The 15190-nt window shown below is 68.4% G+C and carries 15 protein-coding genes and 1 pseudogene; 8 read left to right on the top strand and 8 right to left on the bottom strand.

The annotated features are described in order from the left end of the window. Positions 1-46: 46 nt before the first annotated feature. The 3 genes from mrf to AWC31_RS05510 are packed head-to-tail and all read left to right on the top strand — an operon-like array spanning position 47 to position 2422. Positions 47-1231: a ribosome hibernation factor-recruiting GTPase MRF gene (mrf, locus tag AWC31_RS05520; protein ID WP_207626295.1), complete on the top strand. Its 1185-nt coding sequence runs from the start codon at positions 47-49 to the stop codon at positions 1229-1231. After that, positions 1228-1476: a type B 50S ribosomal protein L31 gene (locus AWC31_RS05515; RefSeq protein ID WP_085143326.1), complete on the top strand. Its 249-nt coding sequence runs from the start codon at positions 1228-1230 to the stop codon at positions 1474-1476. The genes mrf and AWC31_RS05515 overlap by 4 nt, the downstream gene beginning before the upstream one ends. 19 nt (positions 1477-1495) lie before the next feature. After that, the gene (locus AWC31_RS05510; RefSeq protein ID WP_085143325.1) at positions 1496-2422 is read left to right on the top strand and encodes an MBL fold metallo-hydrolase; all 927 of its coding nucleotides are present in this window, start codon (positions 1496-1498) and stop codon (positions 2420-2422) included. Here the strand turns inward: AWC31_RS05510 and AWC31_RS05505 are convergent. Further along, positions 2415-3395, bottom strand: a complete 981-nt coding sequence (locus AWC31_RS05505; RefSeq protein WP_085143324.1) for a glycerophosphodiester phosphodiesterase — start codon at positions 3393-3395, stop codon at positions 2415-2417. The genes AWC31_RS05510 and AWC31_RS05505 overlap by 8 nt on opposite strands. Before the next feature lie 100 nt (positions 3396-3495). Between AWC31_RS05505 and AWC31_RS05500 the strand changes: the two genes are divergently transcribed. After that, a complete protein-coding gene (locus tag AWC31_RS05500; RefSeq protein ID WP_085143323.1) occupies positions 3496-4731 on the top strand; it encodes an SLC13 family permease in 1236 nt (411 codons plus the stop codon). A 95-nt stretch (positions 4732-4826) separates the two neighbouring features. Continuing rightward, positions 4827-6215, top strand: a pseudogene (locus tag AWC31_RS05495) (purple acid phosphatase family protein); the annotation flags it as partial. Between the two features lie 2 nt (positions 6216-6217). On the opposite strand, the gene rlmB reads toward AWC31_RS05495, so the two are convergent. The 5 genes from rlmB to carD are packed head-to-tail and all read right to left on the bottom strand — an operon-like array spanning position 6218 to position 10244. After that, positions 6218-7159, bottom strand: a complete 942-nt coding sequence (rlmB, locus tag AWC31_RS05490; RefSeq protein ID WP_067850438.1) for a 23S rRNA (guanosine(2251)-2'-O)-methyltransferase RlmB — start codon at positions 7157-7159, stop codon at positions 6218-6220. After that, positions 7159-8565 carry a cysteine--tRNA ligase gene (cysS, locus tag AWC31_RS05485; RefSeq protein ID WP_084356656.1) on the bottom strand — a complete coding sequence of 469 codons (1407 nt, stop codon included), beginning with the start codon at positions 8563-8565 and terminating at the stop codon, positions 7159-7161. Before cysS ends, rlmB begins: the two co-directional genes overlap by 1 nt. Before the next feature lie 45 nt (positions 8566-8610). Then, on the bottom strand, positions 8611-9084 hold the full coding sequence (gene ispF, locus AWC31_RS05480) for a 2-C-methyl-D-erythritol 2,4-cyclodiphosphate synthase (protein ID WP_267312636.1): 474 nt from the start codon (positions 9082-9084) through the stop codon (positions 8611-8613). After that, the gene (gene ispD, locus AWC31_RS05475) at positions 9084-9749 is read right to left on the bottom strand and encodes a 2-C-methyl-D-erythritol 4-phosphate cytidylyltransferase (protein WP_085143321.1); all 666 of its coding nucleotides are present in this window, start codon (positions 9747-9749) and stop codon (positions 9084-9086) included. Before ispD ends, ispF begins: the two co-directional genes overlap by 1 nt. 6 nt (positions 9750-9755) lie before the next feature. Beyond that, positions 9756-10244 (bottom strand): RNA polymerase-binding transcription factor CarD, encoded by a 489-nt coding sequence (carD, locus tag AWC31_RS05470; RefSeq protein ID WP_003921720.1) that lies wholly within the window; start codon positions 10242-10244, stop codon positions 9756-9758. A gap of 285 nt (positions 10245-10529) precedes the next feature. On the opposite strand from carD, the gene AWC31_RS05465 reads away from it, so the two are divergent. Genes AWC31_RS05465 through disA form a run of 3 tightly spaced genes read left to right on the top strand, consistent with a single transcriptional unit; the run spans position 10530 to position 13700 of the window. Next, complete coding sequence (locus tag AWC31_RS05465; RefSeq protein ID WP_085143320.1) at positions 10530-11114, top strand: copper chaperone PCu(A)C domain-containing protein; 585 nt, start codon at positions 10530-10532, stop codon at positions 11112-11114. A gap of 54 nt (positions 11115-11168) precedes the next feature. After that, entirely contained in the window at positions 11169-12560 is a 1392-nt protein-coding gene (radA, locus tag AWC31_RS05460; protein ID WP_085143319.1) for a DNA repair protein RadA, read from the top strand. A 21-nt stretch (positions 12561-12581) separates the two neighbouring features. Continuing rightward, complete coding sequence (disA, locus tag AWC31_RS05455; RefSeq protein ID WP_085143318.1) at positions 12582-13700, top strand: DNA integrity scanning diadenylate cyclase DisA; 1119 nt, start codon at positions 12582-12584, stop codon at positions 13698-13700. 6 nt (positions 13701-13706) lie between these two features. Here the strand turns inward: disA and AWC31_RS05450 are convergent, their stop codons facing one another. Together AWC31_RS05450 and AWC31_RS05445 are read right to left on the bottom strand one after the other, a co-directional pair. Beyond that, positions 13707-14477, bottom strand: a complete 771-nt coding sequence (locus tag AWC31_RS05450; RefSeq protein ID WP_198538882.1) for a hypothetical protein — start codon at positions 14475-14477, stop codon at positions 13707-13709. Positions 14478-14548: 71 nt separating this feature from the next. After that, positions 14549-15169 carry a carbonic anhydrase gene (locus AWC31_RS05445; RefSeq protein ID WP_085143317.1) on the bottom strand — a complete coding sequence of 207 codons (621 nt, stop codon included), beginning with the start codon at positions 15167-15169 and terminating at the stop codon, positions 14549-14551. Between the last annotated feature and the right edge of the window lie 21 nt (positions 15170-15190).

Genomic DNA, 15190 nt, shown 5'->3' with positions numbered 1-15190 from the left:
CTTAAGCATAATGATAATCGTTTTCAATAGTTAATCGGGAGGCCAGGTGAGAACGCCTGTTGTGCTGGTGGCAGGCCAGGGCGACACCGACCGCGTCGTCGAGCAGTTGAGCCGCAAGCCGGGAACCGTGCTGGTTCGCCACACCTACGACGGCCAGGTGGTGCTACGGACGGTGGGCACCGCGGCCGACACGTCGGACTGGCCGCTTGAGCTGGCCCACGGCTGCGTGTCCTGCACGGTGCGCGACGACCTGCTCGTGCTCCTCCGCCGCCTGCACCGGCGCAGCGACGTCGCTCGTATCGTCGTGCAACTGATGCCGTGGCTCGAGCCGGAGCCGGTGTGTTGGGCAATCGACAACATCCACGTGTGCGTCGGCCCCGGCTACATCGACGGACCGGCCGCGCGCGACGTGAGTAACGAGGCGGTCGTCAGCTGTGTCGACACCTCGGCGTGGCTGCATCAGGCGGTCGGGGAGGACGAACTCGATGACGGCCGCACGGCCGCACAGGTGGTGGTAGGCCAAGCCGAGTTCGCCGACGTACTGGTGCTCACCGAACCGGAGGCGACCACGCTGGCGGTGCTGCGCCGGCTGGCACCGCGGGCCCGCATCACGGTCGGATGCGACCGCGTCGAGATGGCGCTCGCGCATCTCGAACCCGACAGCCGGCGTGGCCGCGCCGCCTCTCCCCACGATCCACTGCTGGCCGGCGAGCCCCCGCTCGACCGCGACGGCGAGGTCGGGATCGTCGAATTCACCGCAAGACGGCCGTTTCATCCGCTGCGGCTGCACGCGGCCATCGACCTGCTGCTCGACGGCGTCGTGCGCACGCGTGGCCGAGCCTGGCTCGCGAACCGGCCCACCGACGTCATGTGGATCGAATCCGCAGGCGGTGGAATGCATTTCAGCAACGCCGGGAAGTGGCTGGCGGCAATGGATTCCAGCGAGCGCGCCTACGTCGACCCCGAACGGCGGGCGATGGCCGCCATCGACTGGGACGACCGGTTCGGCGACCGTCACGTATCCCTGACGGTCCTGATCTGTGGGGCCCGGCCCGGCGACATCGTCGACGCGTTACGCGGCGCCCTGCTGACCGACGACGAACTCGGCAGGCCCGGCGAGTGGGCGCACTACCCCGACCCGTTCGGGGACTGGCACGAGGACCCGTGCGACGACCAACCCGGAGCCGGCGAGACCGCCGCACCGGGCCGCCATCAAGGAGAACAGCAATGAAACAAGGAATCCACCCCGACTACCACCCCGTCGTGTTCCAGGACGCGGCCACCGGCAAGCAGTTCCTCACCCGGTCGACCGCGACCAGCACGCGCACCGTGGAATGGCCCACGCCCCAGGGTGTACAGACGCTGCCGTTGATCGTCGTCGACGTCACGAGCGACTCGCATCCGTTCTGGACCGGCTCGGCACGGCATATCGACTCCGCCGGGCAGGTGGAGAAGTTCCGCAGGCGTTACGGATAGGCGCCTCTATGGTGGGGCCATGCGGCTCAAACCCGGCAGGCCCGACCTGGCGTCCTACGCACGGTTTTTCGACGCGCCGGCGGCGGCCCCGCAATCCCCGGTCACGGTCACCTGGGCCGGCGTCACCACGCTGCTGGTGGACGACGGATCGAGTGCCATCCTGACCGACGGATTCTTCTCGCGCCCGGCACTGTTGCGGGTGGGCCTCGGGAAAGTCGCGCCGTCACTGCCCCGCATCGACGGCTGCCTGGCCCGGCTGGGTGTGCAGCGCCTGGCCGCCGTGTTGCCGGTGCACACCCACTTCGACCATGCGATGGATTCGGCAGTGGTCGCCGCACACACCGGTGCACAGCTCGTAGGCGGAGCGTCGGCCGCACAGGTGGGTCGCGGGGGTGGCCTGCCCGACGACAGACTCGTCACCGTGACCCCCGGCGAACCGGTTTCGCTCGGCGCCTACGACGTGACGCTCTGCGAGTCGGAACACTGTCCGCCCGACCGGTTTCCCGGCGTCATCTCCGAGCCGGTGGTGCCGCCGGTGAAAGCCTCGGCATACAAATGCGGCGAGGCCTGGTCGACGCTGATCCACCACCGTGACACCGGCAGGCGCCTGCTGATCGTGGGCAGTGCCGGCGCCGTCGCGGGCGCGCTGACCGGCCGGCGTGCCGACGTCGTCTATCTCGGCGTGGGCCAGCTGGGCCTGCAGCCCGAGCACTATCTGCACGACTACTGGACCGAAACCGTCCGGGCCGTCGGCGCGCGGCGCGTCGTCCTCATCCACTGGGACGACTTCTTCCGGCCACTGCACAAGCCGCTGCGCGCGCTGCCGTACGCCGGTGACGATCTGGACGTCTCGATGCGCGTTCTGACGCGGCTGGCCGAACAGGACGGCGTCGCACTGCACCTGCCCACACTGTGGGAGGCGAGCGATCCGTGGGCGTTCAGCTGACCCGGTGATACGCCGGCGGCAGCGGCATACCCAGCTCGGCCATCACCGATCGGAGCCGAGTCGGGTAGTCGGTGATGATGCCGTCGACCCCCAACGCGATCTGCGCGCGCATCGTCTCGACGTCGTTGACGGTCCACGGAATCACCCGCAACCCCAAGCCATGTGCCCGGTCCACGAACGCCCGATCGGTGACCAGGCGGTAGTTCGGCGACAGCACGTTGGCGCCCACCACCATGGCGCCTGCGATGGGATCGCCGACCACGGCGGGATTCACCCCGGCCAGCCAGGGCGAATCGGGGACCCACGTGGTCTCGTCCCACAGGGCGACCCGGGGAATCGACGGCTCGGCCCGCTGCACGAGCGGCAGCGTGCGCCAGTCGAAACTCTGGATGTCGACCTTGTCCACCTTGCCCGCGGCGCGCACCGCGGCCAAGATGACGTCGACGAATTCCTCTGGGCCGGCCGATGTTTCGGGTTTGTCGGCCTCGATCTTCGTTTCGATGTTGAAACGGACGTCGGCCCGGTAGGCGTCGGTCAGCGCGAACACCTCGGGCAGGGTGGCGATTTTGTTGCCGCGCACCACTTCAGCGTCCGGGTAGCCGGACAGCAGTTTGCCGCAATCGAGTGTGCGGACCTGCTCAATCGTGAGATCGTGCACCAATTTGCCGACATAGGGGTACATGGGGTCGCCGGGCATCGCGGGCGCGGTGTCAGAACATTTGGCCGCGTCGATCACCGGGTCATGCCACACCAGTGGCTGGTGGTCCTTGGTGAGCACGATGTCGAGTTCAAGGGTGCTGACACCCAGCTCGAGTGACTTCGCGAACGCCCGCAACGATTCCTCGGTCGTCTCACCGCGACCGCCCCGGTGCGACTGCAGGTCGAACCCGTCGGGCGCGGCGACGGCCCGCGGAACAGACTGGAAGGTGGCGGCCAGTGCGAACAGCATGAGTAACGAGGCGGCCCTACGCATGGTTGACCACGCTATCCACCGGAACCGGTACCTTCAGGACCGCACGGGGCGACCGTGCGAATAGTCACCGAATGTTCGACTGGCCGAAAGGAACTGCCACGTGATTCTGGCGGTGGTGCTGTTGGCCGTAGTTCTGGTGTTCGCGCTGGCTCGACCCGAAGGCTGGCCGGAGGCCGCGGTGGCGGTCCCGGCGGCGGGCCTGTTGATCCTGGTCGGCTCGATCACGGTCGAGCAGGCCACCGACGAGGTGACCCGGCTGCTGCCGGTCGTCGGATTCCTCGCAGCCGTTCTGGTGCTCGCGCACATCTGTGACCGGGAGGGGCTGTTCCACGCCGCGGGAACGCTCATGACCCGCACGAGTGCGGACAGCCCACGCCGGCTCATGGCGATGGTGTTCCTGATCGCCGCCGCGACCACCGCCGCGCTGAGCCTCGACGCGACGGCCGTGCTGCTCACACCGGTTGTGCTCGCGAGCGCACGCGCGATGTCGGTCCCGTCGCGGCCACACGCCTACGTCACCGCACACTTGGCGAACACCGCGTCCCTGGTGTTTCCGGTGTCCAATCTGACCAACCTGCTGGCGTTCACGACCGCGGGCATCTCGTTCATCCAGTTCACCGCGGTCATGTCGCTGCCGTGGCTGGCGGCCCTTGCCGTCGAGTTCGTGATCCTGCGTTGGTTTTTCGCTCGTGAACTGAGCCTCACGCAGCCTGCCACGGCGCCGCCCGCGCCCGAGCTGCCGGTGTTCGTGCTCGTCGTGCTCGCGGCCACGCTGGCCGGTTTCGTCGGCACCTCGCTGCTCGGCCACTCCCCCGCGTGGGCGGCGCTCGCCGGTGCGGTCGTGCTGGGGACACGCAGCCTGCTCAGCGGCCGCAGCACCGTCACCGGAATCGTGCGCGCGGTCAACCTGCCGTTCCTGGCGTTCGTGCTGTGCCTCGGCATCGTCGTCGACGCGGTCATGCTGCACGGCCTCGACGAGGTGATGCGAGATGTGCTGCCTGTCGGCAACTCGCTTCCCGCCCTGCTCGGGTTGGCCGCCATCGCCGCGGTGCTGTCCAACGCCGTCAACAACCTGCCCGCGGTCCTCGTGTTGCTACCACTGGTCGCGGCGTCCGGCCCTGGCGCGATCCTCGCCGTGCTCATCGGGGTGAACATCGGGCCGAACCTCACCTACGTCGGGTCCCTGGCGAATCTGCTGTGGCGCGACGTGGTGCACCGCAACGGATTGCGCGCCCCGTTCACCGAATTCAGCTTCGTCGGGTTGTGCACGGTTCCACTGACGCTGGTGGCGGCGGTACTCGGCTTGTGGGCGGGGCTGCGAATATTCGGCGTCTAGCCGACGCTGTTCACTTGGCCGTGCCGCACCGTTCGTGTTGACCGGGTAGCACGGCGCAGGTGACCGACAACTCCGGCGTGAGCAGACGAACGATCGGCGCACCGCGCGTGAGCGGTCTGCATCTGCAATACGGCGCGGACGCCGCGTCCGAGGTGGTGGTGTCCTGGCACACCGACACGGCGGTCGGAAAGCCGCGGGTCATGTTCGGCACCCCGAGCGACGGCCTTGGCGAAACCGCCGAGGCTGAGACCGTCACCTACCGCGACGCACAGTCCGGCATCGAGATCCGCGTCCACCATGCCCGGCTCACCGGCCTCCTGCCCGACACCGACTACGTCTATGCGGCCGTGCACGACGGCGCCAGTCCCGAACTGGGCACGGTGCGTACGGCGCCACGCGGCCGGGCTGCACTGCGCTTCACCAGCTTCGGCGATCAGTCGACGCCCACGCTGGACGCCATGGTCGCCGATGCGTTCGGCAGCGACAGCCTCGGATCGCCTGCGGCCGGGGACATCACCAGCGCTGTCGAGCGTATGCGGCCGTTGTTCAATCTCGTCAACGGAGATCTGTGCTACGCCAACCTGTCCGGCGACCGCGTCCGGACGTGGTCCAACTGGTTCGAGAACAACTCGCGCTCGGCGCGTTACCGGCCGTGGATGCCTGCGGCAGGCAATCACGAGAACGAGCTCGGCAACGGGCCGATCGGCTACAGCGCGTATCAGACCTACTTCGCGCTGCCCGATTCCGGGGCCGACGCCGAACTGCGCGGCATGTGGTACGCGTTCACCGCGGGCGCGGTACGGGTGATCAGCCTCAACAATGACGACGTGTGCTACCAGGACGGTGGCAACTCCTACGTCCACGGATATTCCGGAGGCGCGCAAAGACGTTGGCTGGAGCGCGAATTGGAGCGAAGCAGCGGAGACCCCGACATCGACTGGATCGTCGTATGCATGCACCAGACGGCGGTGTCGACCGCGGACCGTACCAACGGCGCCGACCTCGGCATCCGCGAGAACTGGCTGCCGCTGTTCGACCGCTACGGCGTCGACCTGGTGGTGTGCGGCCATGAACATCACTACGAGCGCTCACATCCGATCCGGGGCACGCTCCCGACCGACACGTTGACCCCGATACCGGTCGAACCCGGCGGTGGCACAGTACATCTCGTGATTGGTGGCGGCGGTACCTCGATACCGTCGAACCGCATGTTCTTCGCCGAACCGCGCTGCCGCGTGCTCACCGGGGTCGAGGCGCCAGACCCCGCGCTGAAGAAACGCAAACCGCGATATGTCGAGGAATCCGCACCGTGGTCGGCGTTCCGCGACCTCGACAACGCCTACGGGTTCGTCATGTTCGATGTCGATCCTGGCGTGCCGGGCGGTGAGACGTCGATCGAGGCAACGTATTTCGCGGTGACCGGTCTGTTCGGTGAGACGACGCCGGTGGATCGTTTCACCCTGCGCAAGCCGCGCAAGGCCTGATCTCAGCTGCGGCGCTGACGCGCGATCTCGGCGAGCACCACGCCCGCGGCCACCGAGGCGTTGAGCGACTCGGTCGGCCCGGCCATCGGGATCGACACCACCGCGTCGCAGTTCTCCCGGACCAGGCGCGAGAGTCCCTTGCCCTCGGAGCCGACCACCACGACCATCGGGCCCGTGCCGTCGAGTTCGTCGAGCGTGGTGTCCCCACCGGCGTCCAGCCCGACGATCTGCAGACCGGCGTCGGCCCAGCTCTTCAGGGTCCGGGTGAGATTCGTGGCGCGCGCCACCGGCGTGCGGGCCGCGGCGCCCGCGCTCGTGCGCCAGGCCACCGCGGTCACCGAAGCCGAGCGGCGCTGCGGGATCACCACACCGTGCCCGCCGAAGGCGGCCACCGAACGCACGATCGCACCGAGGTTGCGCGGATCGGAGATGTTGTCGAGCGCCACCAGAAGTGCGGGGGTGGCGTCGGCCTCGGCCGCCGAGAGCAGATCCTCGGGGTGGGCGTAGTTGTACGGCGGCACCTGCAGCCCGAGCCCCTGATGCAGCGCGTTCGAGCTCATCCGGTCCAGATCGGTGCGCGGCACCTCAAGAATCGAGATGCCGCGGTCTGCGGCGATCTGAACGGCTTCGGTGACCCGCTCGTCGGCGTCGGTGCCCAGCGCGACGTACAACGCGGTGGCCGGGACCTTCGCCCGTAGACACTCGAGCACCGGGTTGCGGCCGAGCACCAACTCGGTGTCATCGGTCTTGCGGGGCCTGCCCTGCTGTTGGCGCGCCGCCTTGGCCGCCTTCTTCGCGGCCGGATGGTTCGGCCGCATGTGCGCAGGCGGCGTCGCGCCGCGGCCTTCGAGCCCACGCCGACGTACGCCGCCGGATCCGACCGGCGGGCCTTTCTTCGTTCCCGATTTACGAATCGCGCCGCGGCGCTGTGAATTTCCGGCCATTACTTGGTATCCCGATCGAGTAGGGCCCACTGCGGGCCGTCGGCGGTGTCGGTGACCTCGATGCCGGCCTCTTTCAGGCGGTCCCGGATCGCGTCGGCAGCCGCCCAGTCACGGTTGGCGCGCGCTTCGGTCCGGCTCGCGAGAGCCCACTGCACGAGGACGTCGACGGCGGCCAGCGCGGCCGAGGTCTCGTCGCGCGACTCCCAGCGTTCGTCGAGTGGATCGCAGCCCAGGATGCCCATCATGGACCGGATCGCGGTGGCCTGCGCCATCGCGCCGTCGTGATCGCCCGCGTCGAGCGCCCGGTTGCCCTCGGCCCGCGCGGCGTGCACCTCGGCGAGCGCGATCGGCACCGAGAGGTCGTCGTTGAGCGCCGCCGCGAACTTCGGCGTCCAGTCACCCACCGAGATGCTGCCGACCCGGTTGCGCACCCGGTGGAGGAAATCTTCGATGCCGGTGTAAGCCTTGACCGCATCCTGCAGCGCGGTCTCGGAGAACTCCAGCATGGACCGGTAGTGCGCACTGCCCAGGTAGTACCGCAGCTCGGCGGCCCGGACGCGTTGCAGCACAGCGGGTATCGCGAGCACATTGCCCAGCGACTTGCTCATCTTCTCGCCGCCCATGGTCACCCAGCCGTTGTGCAGCCAGTACCGCGCGAACCCGTCACCGGCCGCGTGGGCCTGGGCGATCTCGTTCTCGTGGTGCGGGAAGACCAGGTCCATGCCGCCGGCGTGGATGTCGAACTCGGCGCCCAGGTAGGCCTCGCACATCGCGACACATTCCGTGTGCCAGCCGGGACGGCCGCGGCCCCACGGGGTCGGCCAGGACGGCTCACCGGGTTTGGCGCCCTTCCACAGCGTGAAGTCGCGCTGATCCCGCTTGCCGGTCGCGACGCCTTCACCCTGGTGCACGTCGTCGATCCGGTGTCCGGACAGTTCGCCGTAATCGGGCAGGCTGAGCACGTCGAAGTACACGTCGCCGCCCGCGGCGTAGGCGTGGCCCTTGTCGATGAGTCGTTCGATGAGCTCGACCATCTGGGTGATGTGCCCGGTGGCGCGGGGCTCAGCCGACGGTGGCAGCACCCCCAGCGCCTCGTAGGCGGCTGTGAAGGCGCGTTCGTAGGTCGCGGCCCACTCCCACCACGGACGGCCCGCATCGGCGGCCTTGTTGAGAATCTTGTCGTCGATGTCGGTGACGTTGCGGATGAACGCGACGTCGTAGCCGTTGGCGGTCAGCCAGCGGCGCAGCACATCGAAGGCGACGCCGCTACGGACGTGACCGATATGCGGCAGACCCTGCACGGTCGCGCCGCACAGGTAGATCGAGGCGTGCCCTGGCCGCAACGGCACGAAATCACGTACGGCACCCGTCATGGTGTCGTAGAGACGTAGGTCGGTGTCGGTCACTCTGGCCGACCGTTCGCTCCGCTCACGACGGGCCAGCTTACCGGGCTATTCAGCGGGAATTACCAAAGCGGTCGCGATGGCGGCCAATCCTTCGCCCCGACCGGTCAACCCGAGACCGTCGGTGGTGGTCGCCGACACCGAGACCGGCGCGCCCACCAACTCCGAAAGCACGCGCTGCGCCTCCTCGCGGCGCGGCCCGATCTTCGGCCGGTTGCCGATGACCTGAACCGCGGCGTTGCCGACGCGGTAGCCGGCCGACTGGAGCAATCCGTGCACGTGCCGCAGCATGTCGGCGCCGCTGACGCCATGCCATTCCGGGCGCCCGGTGCCGAACACCGTGCCGAGATCGCCGAGCCCGGCCGCGCTCAGCAAGGCGTCACACAGGGCGTGCGCGGCGACATCGCCGTCGGAATGGCCCGCGCAGCCGTCGGCGTCGTCGAAGTGCAGGCACAGCAGCCAGCACGGCCGGCCCGCCTCGATCGGATGGACGTCGGTTCCCAGCCCGACCCTCGGCAGCATCACGTGTCGCGGGCCAGCACTGCTTCGGCGAGCAGCAGGTCCATCGGAGTGGTGATCTTGAAGGCGAGCGGGTCCCCGTCCACGATTTGCACGGGTGTACCGATCTGCTCGACGAGGGAGGCGTCGTCGGTCACGCCGCCCGCGCCCGCCCGCCCGTAGGCGCGGCGCAGCACGTCGGCGTGGAAGCCCTGCGGTGTCTGTATGGCACGCAAACCGGCGCGTTCCGGCGTGCCCAGCACCGCACCGTTGGCGTCGACCGCTTTGATGGTGTCGGCCAGCGGCAAGCCGGGAACCACCGCCGCATGCCCGTCCCGCAGCGCCTGCACGACGCGGGCGATCAGGGCGGGCGGCGTCAACGCTCTCGCGGCGTCATGCACCAGGATGAATTCGGCCTCGCCGGCGGCTTCCAGCGCGAGCCCAACGGACGCGGTCCGGTCGGCACCGCCCGCGACGATCTCGGCGTCGCCGCCGAACACGAGCTTCGACTCGTCGGTGAGTGCGGGCGGTACCGCAACCACGACCCGATCGATCACCCCGGAAGCACGAAGCCCCGCAAGGGCGTGCTCCAGCAGGGGCGACCCCCCCAATTTGACGAATGCTTTCGGTCGCCCCGCGCCGAGCCGCTCACCAGAGCCGGCAGCCGGGACGACGGCAACCGTTGCCACAGCGTGTCAGGACGCTGCGGCCAGAACCTCGTCGAGGATGGTCTCCGCCTTGGCGTCATCGGTGTTCTCGGCCAGCGCGAGCTCGCCGACGAGAATCTGCCGGGCCTTGGCCAGCATGCGCTTCTCACCGGCGGACAGGCCGCGCTCCTGATCACGACGCCACAGGTCGCGGACGACCTCAGCAACCTTGTTCACGTCGCCCGAGGCCAGCTTCTCAAGGTTGGCCTTGTAGCGGCGCGACCAGTTGGTCGGCTCTTCGGTGTGCGGCGCACGCAGCACCTGGAAAACCTTGTCGAGGCCTTCCTGGCCCACGACGTCACGAACACCGACATACTCCGCATTCTCTGCGGGTACTCGAACGGTCAGATCCCCCTGGGCGACCTTGAGGACGAGATATTCCTTCTGCTCGCCTTTGATAGTCCGGGTTTCGATCGCCTCGATCAACGCAGCACCGTGGTGTGGATAGACGACGGTGTCTCCGACCTTAAAAATCATCTGATTCGAGCCCCTTTCGCTACTCCATGCTAACACGGGCCTCGATCACACGCGGACCAACGGCGCAGGTCAGGGGCACTGCAGGTGAAGAGTAGGGGTTGACATGGTGACGAAACCGTGCAACCGCACCACCCCCGCCGGGCCCGAAAGAGACCGGCGCGCAAACTCGTTCCGAACATGTTCGACCGCAGATCGGGCCCTCCATCAAGCCCTCGTATTCCGCCTATCACCCCCACCTACTACTCTGCATAGTCGAAGATGGGCGACCCAGTTCAGGAGGCTTGAGTGAACCGCTTGACATTCCGCGCCTCGGCCGGTTTGGCCGCGTGCGGCCTGGCCGCCGCCGTGGCACTCACCGCATGTGGTGCCGGGCAGGTCTCCCAGACAGCCACGCAGGAGCCCGCGGTCAACGGCGTCAACGCCCAGGCCGGTGAGGTCTCGCTGCGTAACGTGCACCTGCGCGCGCCGCAGCAGGGTGACTACGTCGAGCCGGGCTCGGCGGTCGAGCTGCTGTTCGTGGCGGTCAACGACTCGCCCGAAGCCGACAACAAGCTGGTGTCGATCACGTCGGATGTCGGTGACGTGACCCTCTCGGGCGACAGCACGGTCCCGGCGAGCGGTGTGCTCCTGGTCGGCGAACCCGACGGGCAGCTCGCTCCGGTCGAGGAGGCCGAGTCCGCCGACGCCGTCACGGCCGAGGTTTCGCTCACGAAGCCGATCACCAACGGTCTGCTCTACGACTTCACGTTCAACTTCGAGAACGGTAAAACCACTGTCGCCGTGCCGATCTCGGCGGGCAACGAGCCGCGCCGCGACCAGACCGGCGAGACGCAGGAAGCCGAAGGCGGCGAGGCGGGCGGCCACCACTAGGCCGCACCGGGTGTCCTGACCGGAAGTGTCGGTGCCAGCCGATACTGTCACTGCGTGGCCGGTTCGAAAGTACGTTCGCAGTACCGCTGCTCGGAGTGCCAGCACGTCACGCCCAAGTGGGTCGGCCGCTGCTCCAACTGCGGCACCTGGGGAACCGTCGACGAGGTAGCCGTGCTGTCCTCGGTCGGCGGTTCGGTCCGGCGGTCGGTCGCCCCGAACTCTCCCGCCGTCCCGATCACGTCCATCGATCCCGGCGTCACCCGGCACTACTCCACCGGTGTCAGCGAACTCGACCGCGTGCTCGGCGGCGGGCTCGTCGCGGGCTCGGTCACGCTGTTGGCGGGCGATCCGGGGGTCGGTAAATCCACGCTGCTGCTCGAGGTCGCCAATCGTTGGGCGCACACCGGCAGGCGCGCGCTCTATCTGTCCGGCGAGGAGTCGGCGGGCCAGATCCGGCTGCGCGCCGAGCGCACCCACTGCACCCACGACAACGTTTATCTGGCCGGCGAATCCGACCTGCAGATCGCGCTCGGCCACATCGACGAGGTCCGGCCCAGCCTGGTGGTGGTCGACTCGGTACAGACCATGTCCACCACCGAGGCCGACGGGGTGACGGGCGGGGTCACGCAGGTGCGTGCGGTGACGACGGCGCTAACGGCCTACGCCAAGATGGCCACCGGAGATCCGGCGGTGGCCATGATCCTGGTCGGCCATGTCACCAAGGACGGCGCGATAGCCGGTCCCCGGTCGCTTGAGCATCTGGTCGACGTCGTACTCCACTTCGAGGGCGACCACACGTCGAGCCTGCGAATGGTGCGCGGGGTCAAGAACCGCTTCGGCGCGGCCGACGAGGTCGGGTGTTTTCAGTTGCACGACAACGGGATCGAGTGCGTCAGCGATCCGTCGGGACTGTTCTTGGACCAGCGGACCGCGCCCGTCCCCGGAACGGCGGTGACCGTGACACTGGACGGCAAGCGCCCCATGATCGGCGAGGTGCAGGCGCTCGTGGCGGCGCCGGCCGGCCCGCCGCGCCGCGCGGTCAGCGGTATCGACTCGGCGCGCGCGGCGATGATCGGCGCGGTGCTGCAAACCCGGTGTGGTTTGCCGATCGGTGGCAACGACCTCTACCTGTCCACCGTCGGCGGTATGCGGCTCACCGATGCGTCGGCGGATCTGGCGGTGGCCTTGGCCATCGGGTCGGCCTACCTCGGCATCGCCCTTCCGATGAACGCGGTGGCGATCGGCGAGGTCGGACTGGCAGGCGATCTGCGCCGCGTCACCGGCATGGAACGCCGGCTCACCGAGGCCGCCCGGCTGGGCTTCAACGTCGCCGTGGTGCCGCCCGGAATTAACTCCGTACCCAAGGGGCTGCGGGCCATCACGGTCGACAACATCAGGGCGGCGTTGCGGGCGCTCAAGGACATCGGAGAGGATGGCGCCAAATAGCGGCCGACAATAGGAGGGCAGATGGCCGTGAAGTCCGGCGGCAGAACCGGGCGCAACGTCGTGCACCTGGCCCGGCCGACGTTGCGCGAAACGCTCGGCCGGCTCGCCCCTGGCACGCCGCTGCGCGATGGGCTCGAACGCATCCTGCGCGGTAAGACCGGCGCACTGATCGTGCTGGGCTATGACGACAGTGTCGAGGCCATCTGCGACGGCGGCTTCGTCCTCGACGTGCGCTACGCCCCCACCCGGCTGCGTGAGCTGTCGAAGATGGACGGCGCGGTCGTACTGTCCAGTGACGGCAGCCGCATCGTGCGGGCCAACGTCCAGCTCGTGCCCGATCCGTCGATCCCGACCGACGAGTCCGGCACGCGGCACCGCTCGGCCGAGCGCACGGCCATCCAGACCGGCTATCCGGTGATCTCGGTGAGCCACTCGATGAGCATCGTGACGGTGTACGTGGCGGGCGAACGCCACGTGGTGCCGGATTCGGCGACCATCCTGTCGCGGGCCAACCAAACCATCGCGACCCTGGAACGCTACAAGGGCCGCCTCGACGAGGTGAGCCGGCAGCTCTCGACCGCCGAGATCGAGGACTTCGTGACGCTGCGCGACGTCATGACGGTGGTGCAGCGGCTGGAGATGGTGCGGCGGATCAGCCTCGAGATCGACGCCGACGTGGTCGAGCTCGGCACCGACGGCCGCCAGCTCAAGCTTCAACTCGATGAGTTGGTCGGCGACAACGACACCGCACGTGAGCTCATCGTCCGCGACTATCACGCGAACCCGGATCCACCGACCGCGGCCCAGGTGAGCACCACTCTCGACGAGCTTGACGCGCTCACCGACAACGAACTACTCGACTTCACCACGCTCGCAAGGGTTTTCGGATACCCGTCGACGGCCGAGGCGCAGGATTCGGCGATGAGCTCGCGCGGCTACCGCGCGATGGCGGGCATATCGCGGCTGCAGTTCGCGCACGTGGACCTGCTGGTGCGCTCGTTCGGATCGCTGCAGGGTCTGCTGGCGGCCAGCGCCGACGATCTGCAGTCGGTCGAAGGCATCGGGTCCATGTGGGCCCGCCATATTCGAGAAGGGCTGTCGCTGCTGGCCGAGTCGACGATCGCCGACCGGTTGGCCTGAGCCTGCTCAGTTACCGGGGACGGGCGCTTCCACGGCAGGCGCGTCGGCCGGCGGCGGCGCGGGCTGCTGTGGATTCGGCTGCGCCAATATGAACGGCACCGACGCCGATCTGAGGTTGCCCAGCTGCACGATCAGGTTGTAGGTGCCCGGCCCGATCGCCTGCCGCGGGAGCGGGCACTGCGGCGCCGAACCCATCCCGGTCCAGGTCACCTCCGTCGTGACCTGCTCGCCGGGGTTGAAAGTCTTCACCAGGGTTTCGTTGGACGGCGCGCAGTCCAGGTTCGACCAGAGCCGTGTGTTGTCCAGCGAGTAGACGTAGGCGGCGAGCACCGCGGCGCCGACGTCGCGCTGGCACGCGACCAGGCCGATGTTGGTGACCACCATGGTGAACTTCGGCTGATCACCGACCACGTACTCGGGCTGGCTGGTGATGCCCTTGACCGCCAGCGTCGAATCGGGGCAATCGTCGCCCTCTTTGAGCACCGGCGGCGGCGTCACCGCGGCGGTCGGCGTGGGCGTGGGCGGCGGCGCCTGCTGCGCGGGCGGCACCACCGGAGTTTTGACTTCGGGGTTCTCACCGGGCAGCGGAGTCGGCGGGGCGGCCGTCGCGGTCGGCTGGTCGGCGGATTTGGTCTCGGCGCCCGAGCTGCTGGTGACGATCACCGCGACGATCGCGGCGATGACCCCGATGACGACTACCGCGAGTCCGATAGCCAGCGCCCTGCGCCGCCGGTAAATCTCCGGGGGCAGGGGGCCCTGAGGTTCGAGATCCAACACGACTTTCACGGTAAGCCCAGGTCATCCCTACTCGGCCCAGGCGCCCCGGCGTGTCGGCGGTGAGCTTTGCGTCAGGCCTCGCCGATATCGCCCAGATGGCTGCGCAACTCGACCCGGCCGTCGGCGAGATGATAGGTCGCGCCGACGATGGCCTGAGTGCCCGCGGCGAGGCCATGGGCGATCGCGGCCGAGCGCATCTGGAGCTGCGAGACCGTCTCCTTGACGTGCCAGGCCTCGAATTCGTCGACGCGGCTGATACCGGCGTGCCGGCCCATCAGGATCGACGGTGTCACGCGCTCAACGATGTCGCGGACATAGCCGCCGGGCACCTGGCCGTCGTCGAGTGCGTTGATGGCGGCCTTGACCGCGCCGCAGCTGTCGTGGCCCAGCACGACGATCAGCGGCACTTCGAGGATCGACACCGCGTATTCGATCGAGCCCAGTACCGCGTTGTCGATCACGTGGCCCGCGGTGCGCACCACGAACATGTCGCCAAGGCCCTGGTCGAACAGAATCTCGGCGGCCACTCGGCTGTCGCCGCAGCCGAACACCACAGCGGTGGGCTTCTGTGCGTGCGTCAGGCTGGCCCGACGCGCGATGTCCTGGCTGGGATGCTGCGGTTCGCCTGCCACGAAGCGGGCGTTACCGTCCTTGAGTGCCTTCCACGCGGATACCGGATTCGAGTTGGGCATGCCTGACATTCTGCCTGAGGT

The organism is Mycolicibacterium wolinskyi (genome assembly GCF_002101965.1).
Taxonomy (GTDB): domain Bacteria; phylum Actinomycetota; class Actinomycetes; order Mycobacteriales; family Mycobacteriaceae; genus Mycobacterium; species Mycobacterium wolinskyi.
The sequence above is the reverse complement of the archived record's forward strand: the minus strand, read 5'-3'. Positions and strand labels throughout refer to the sequence as shown.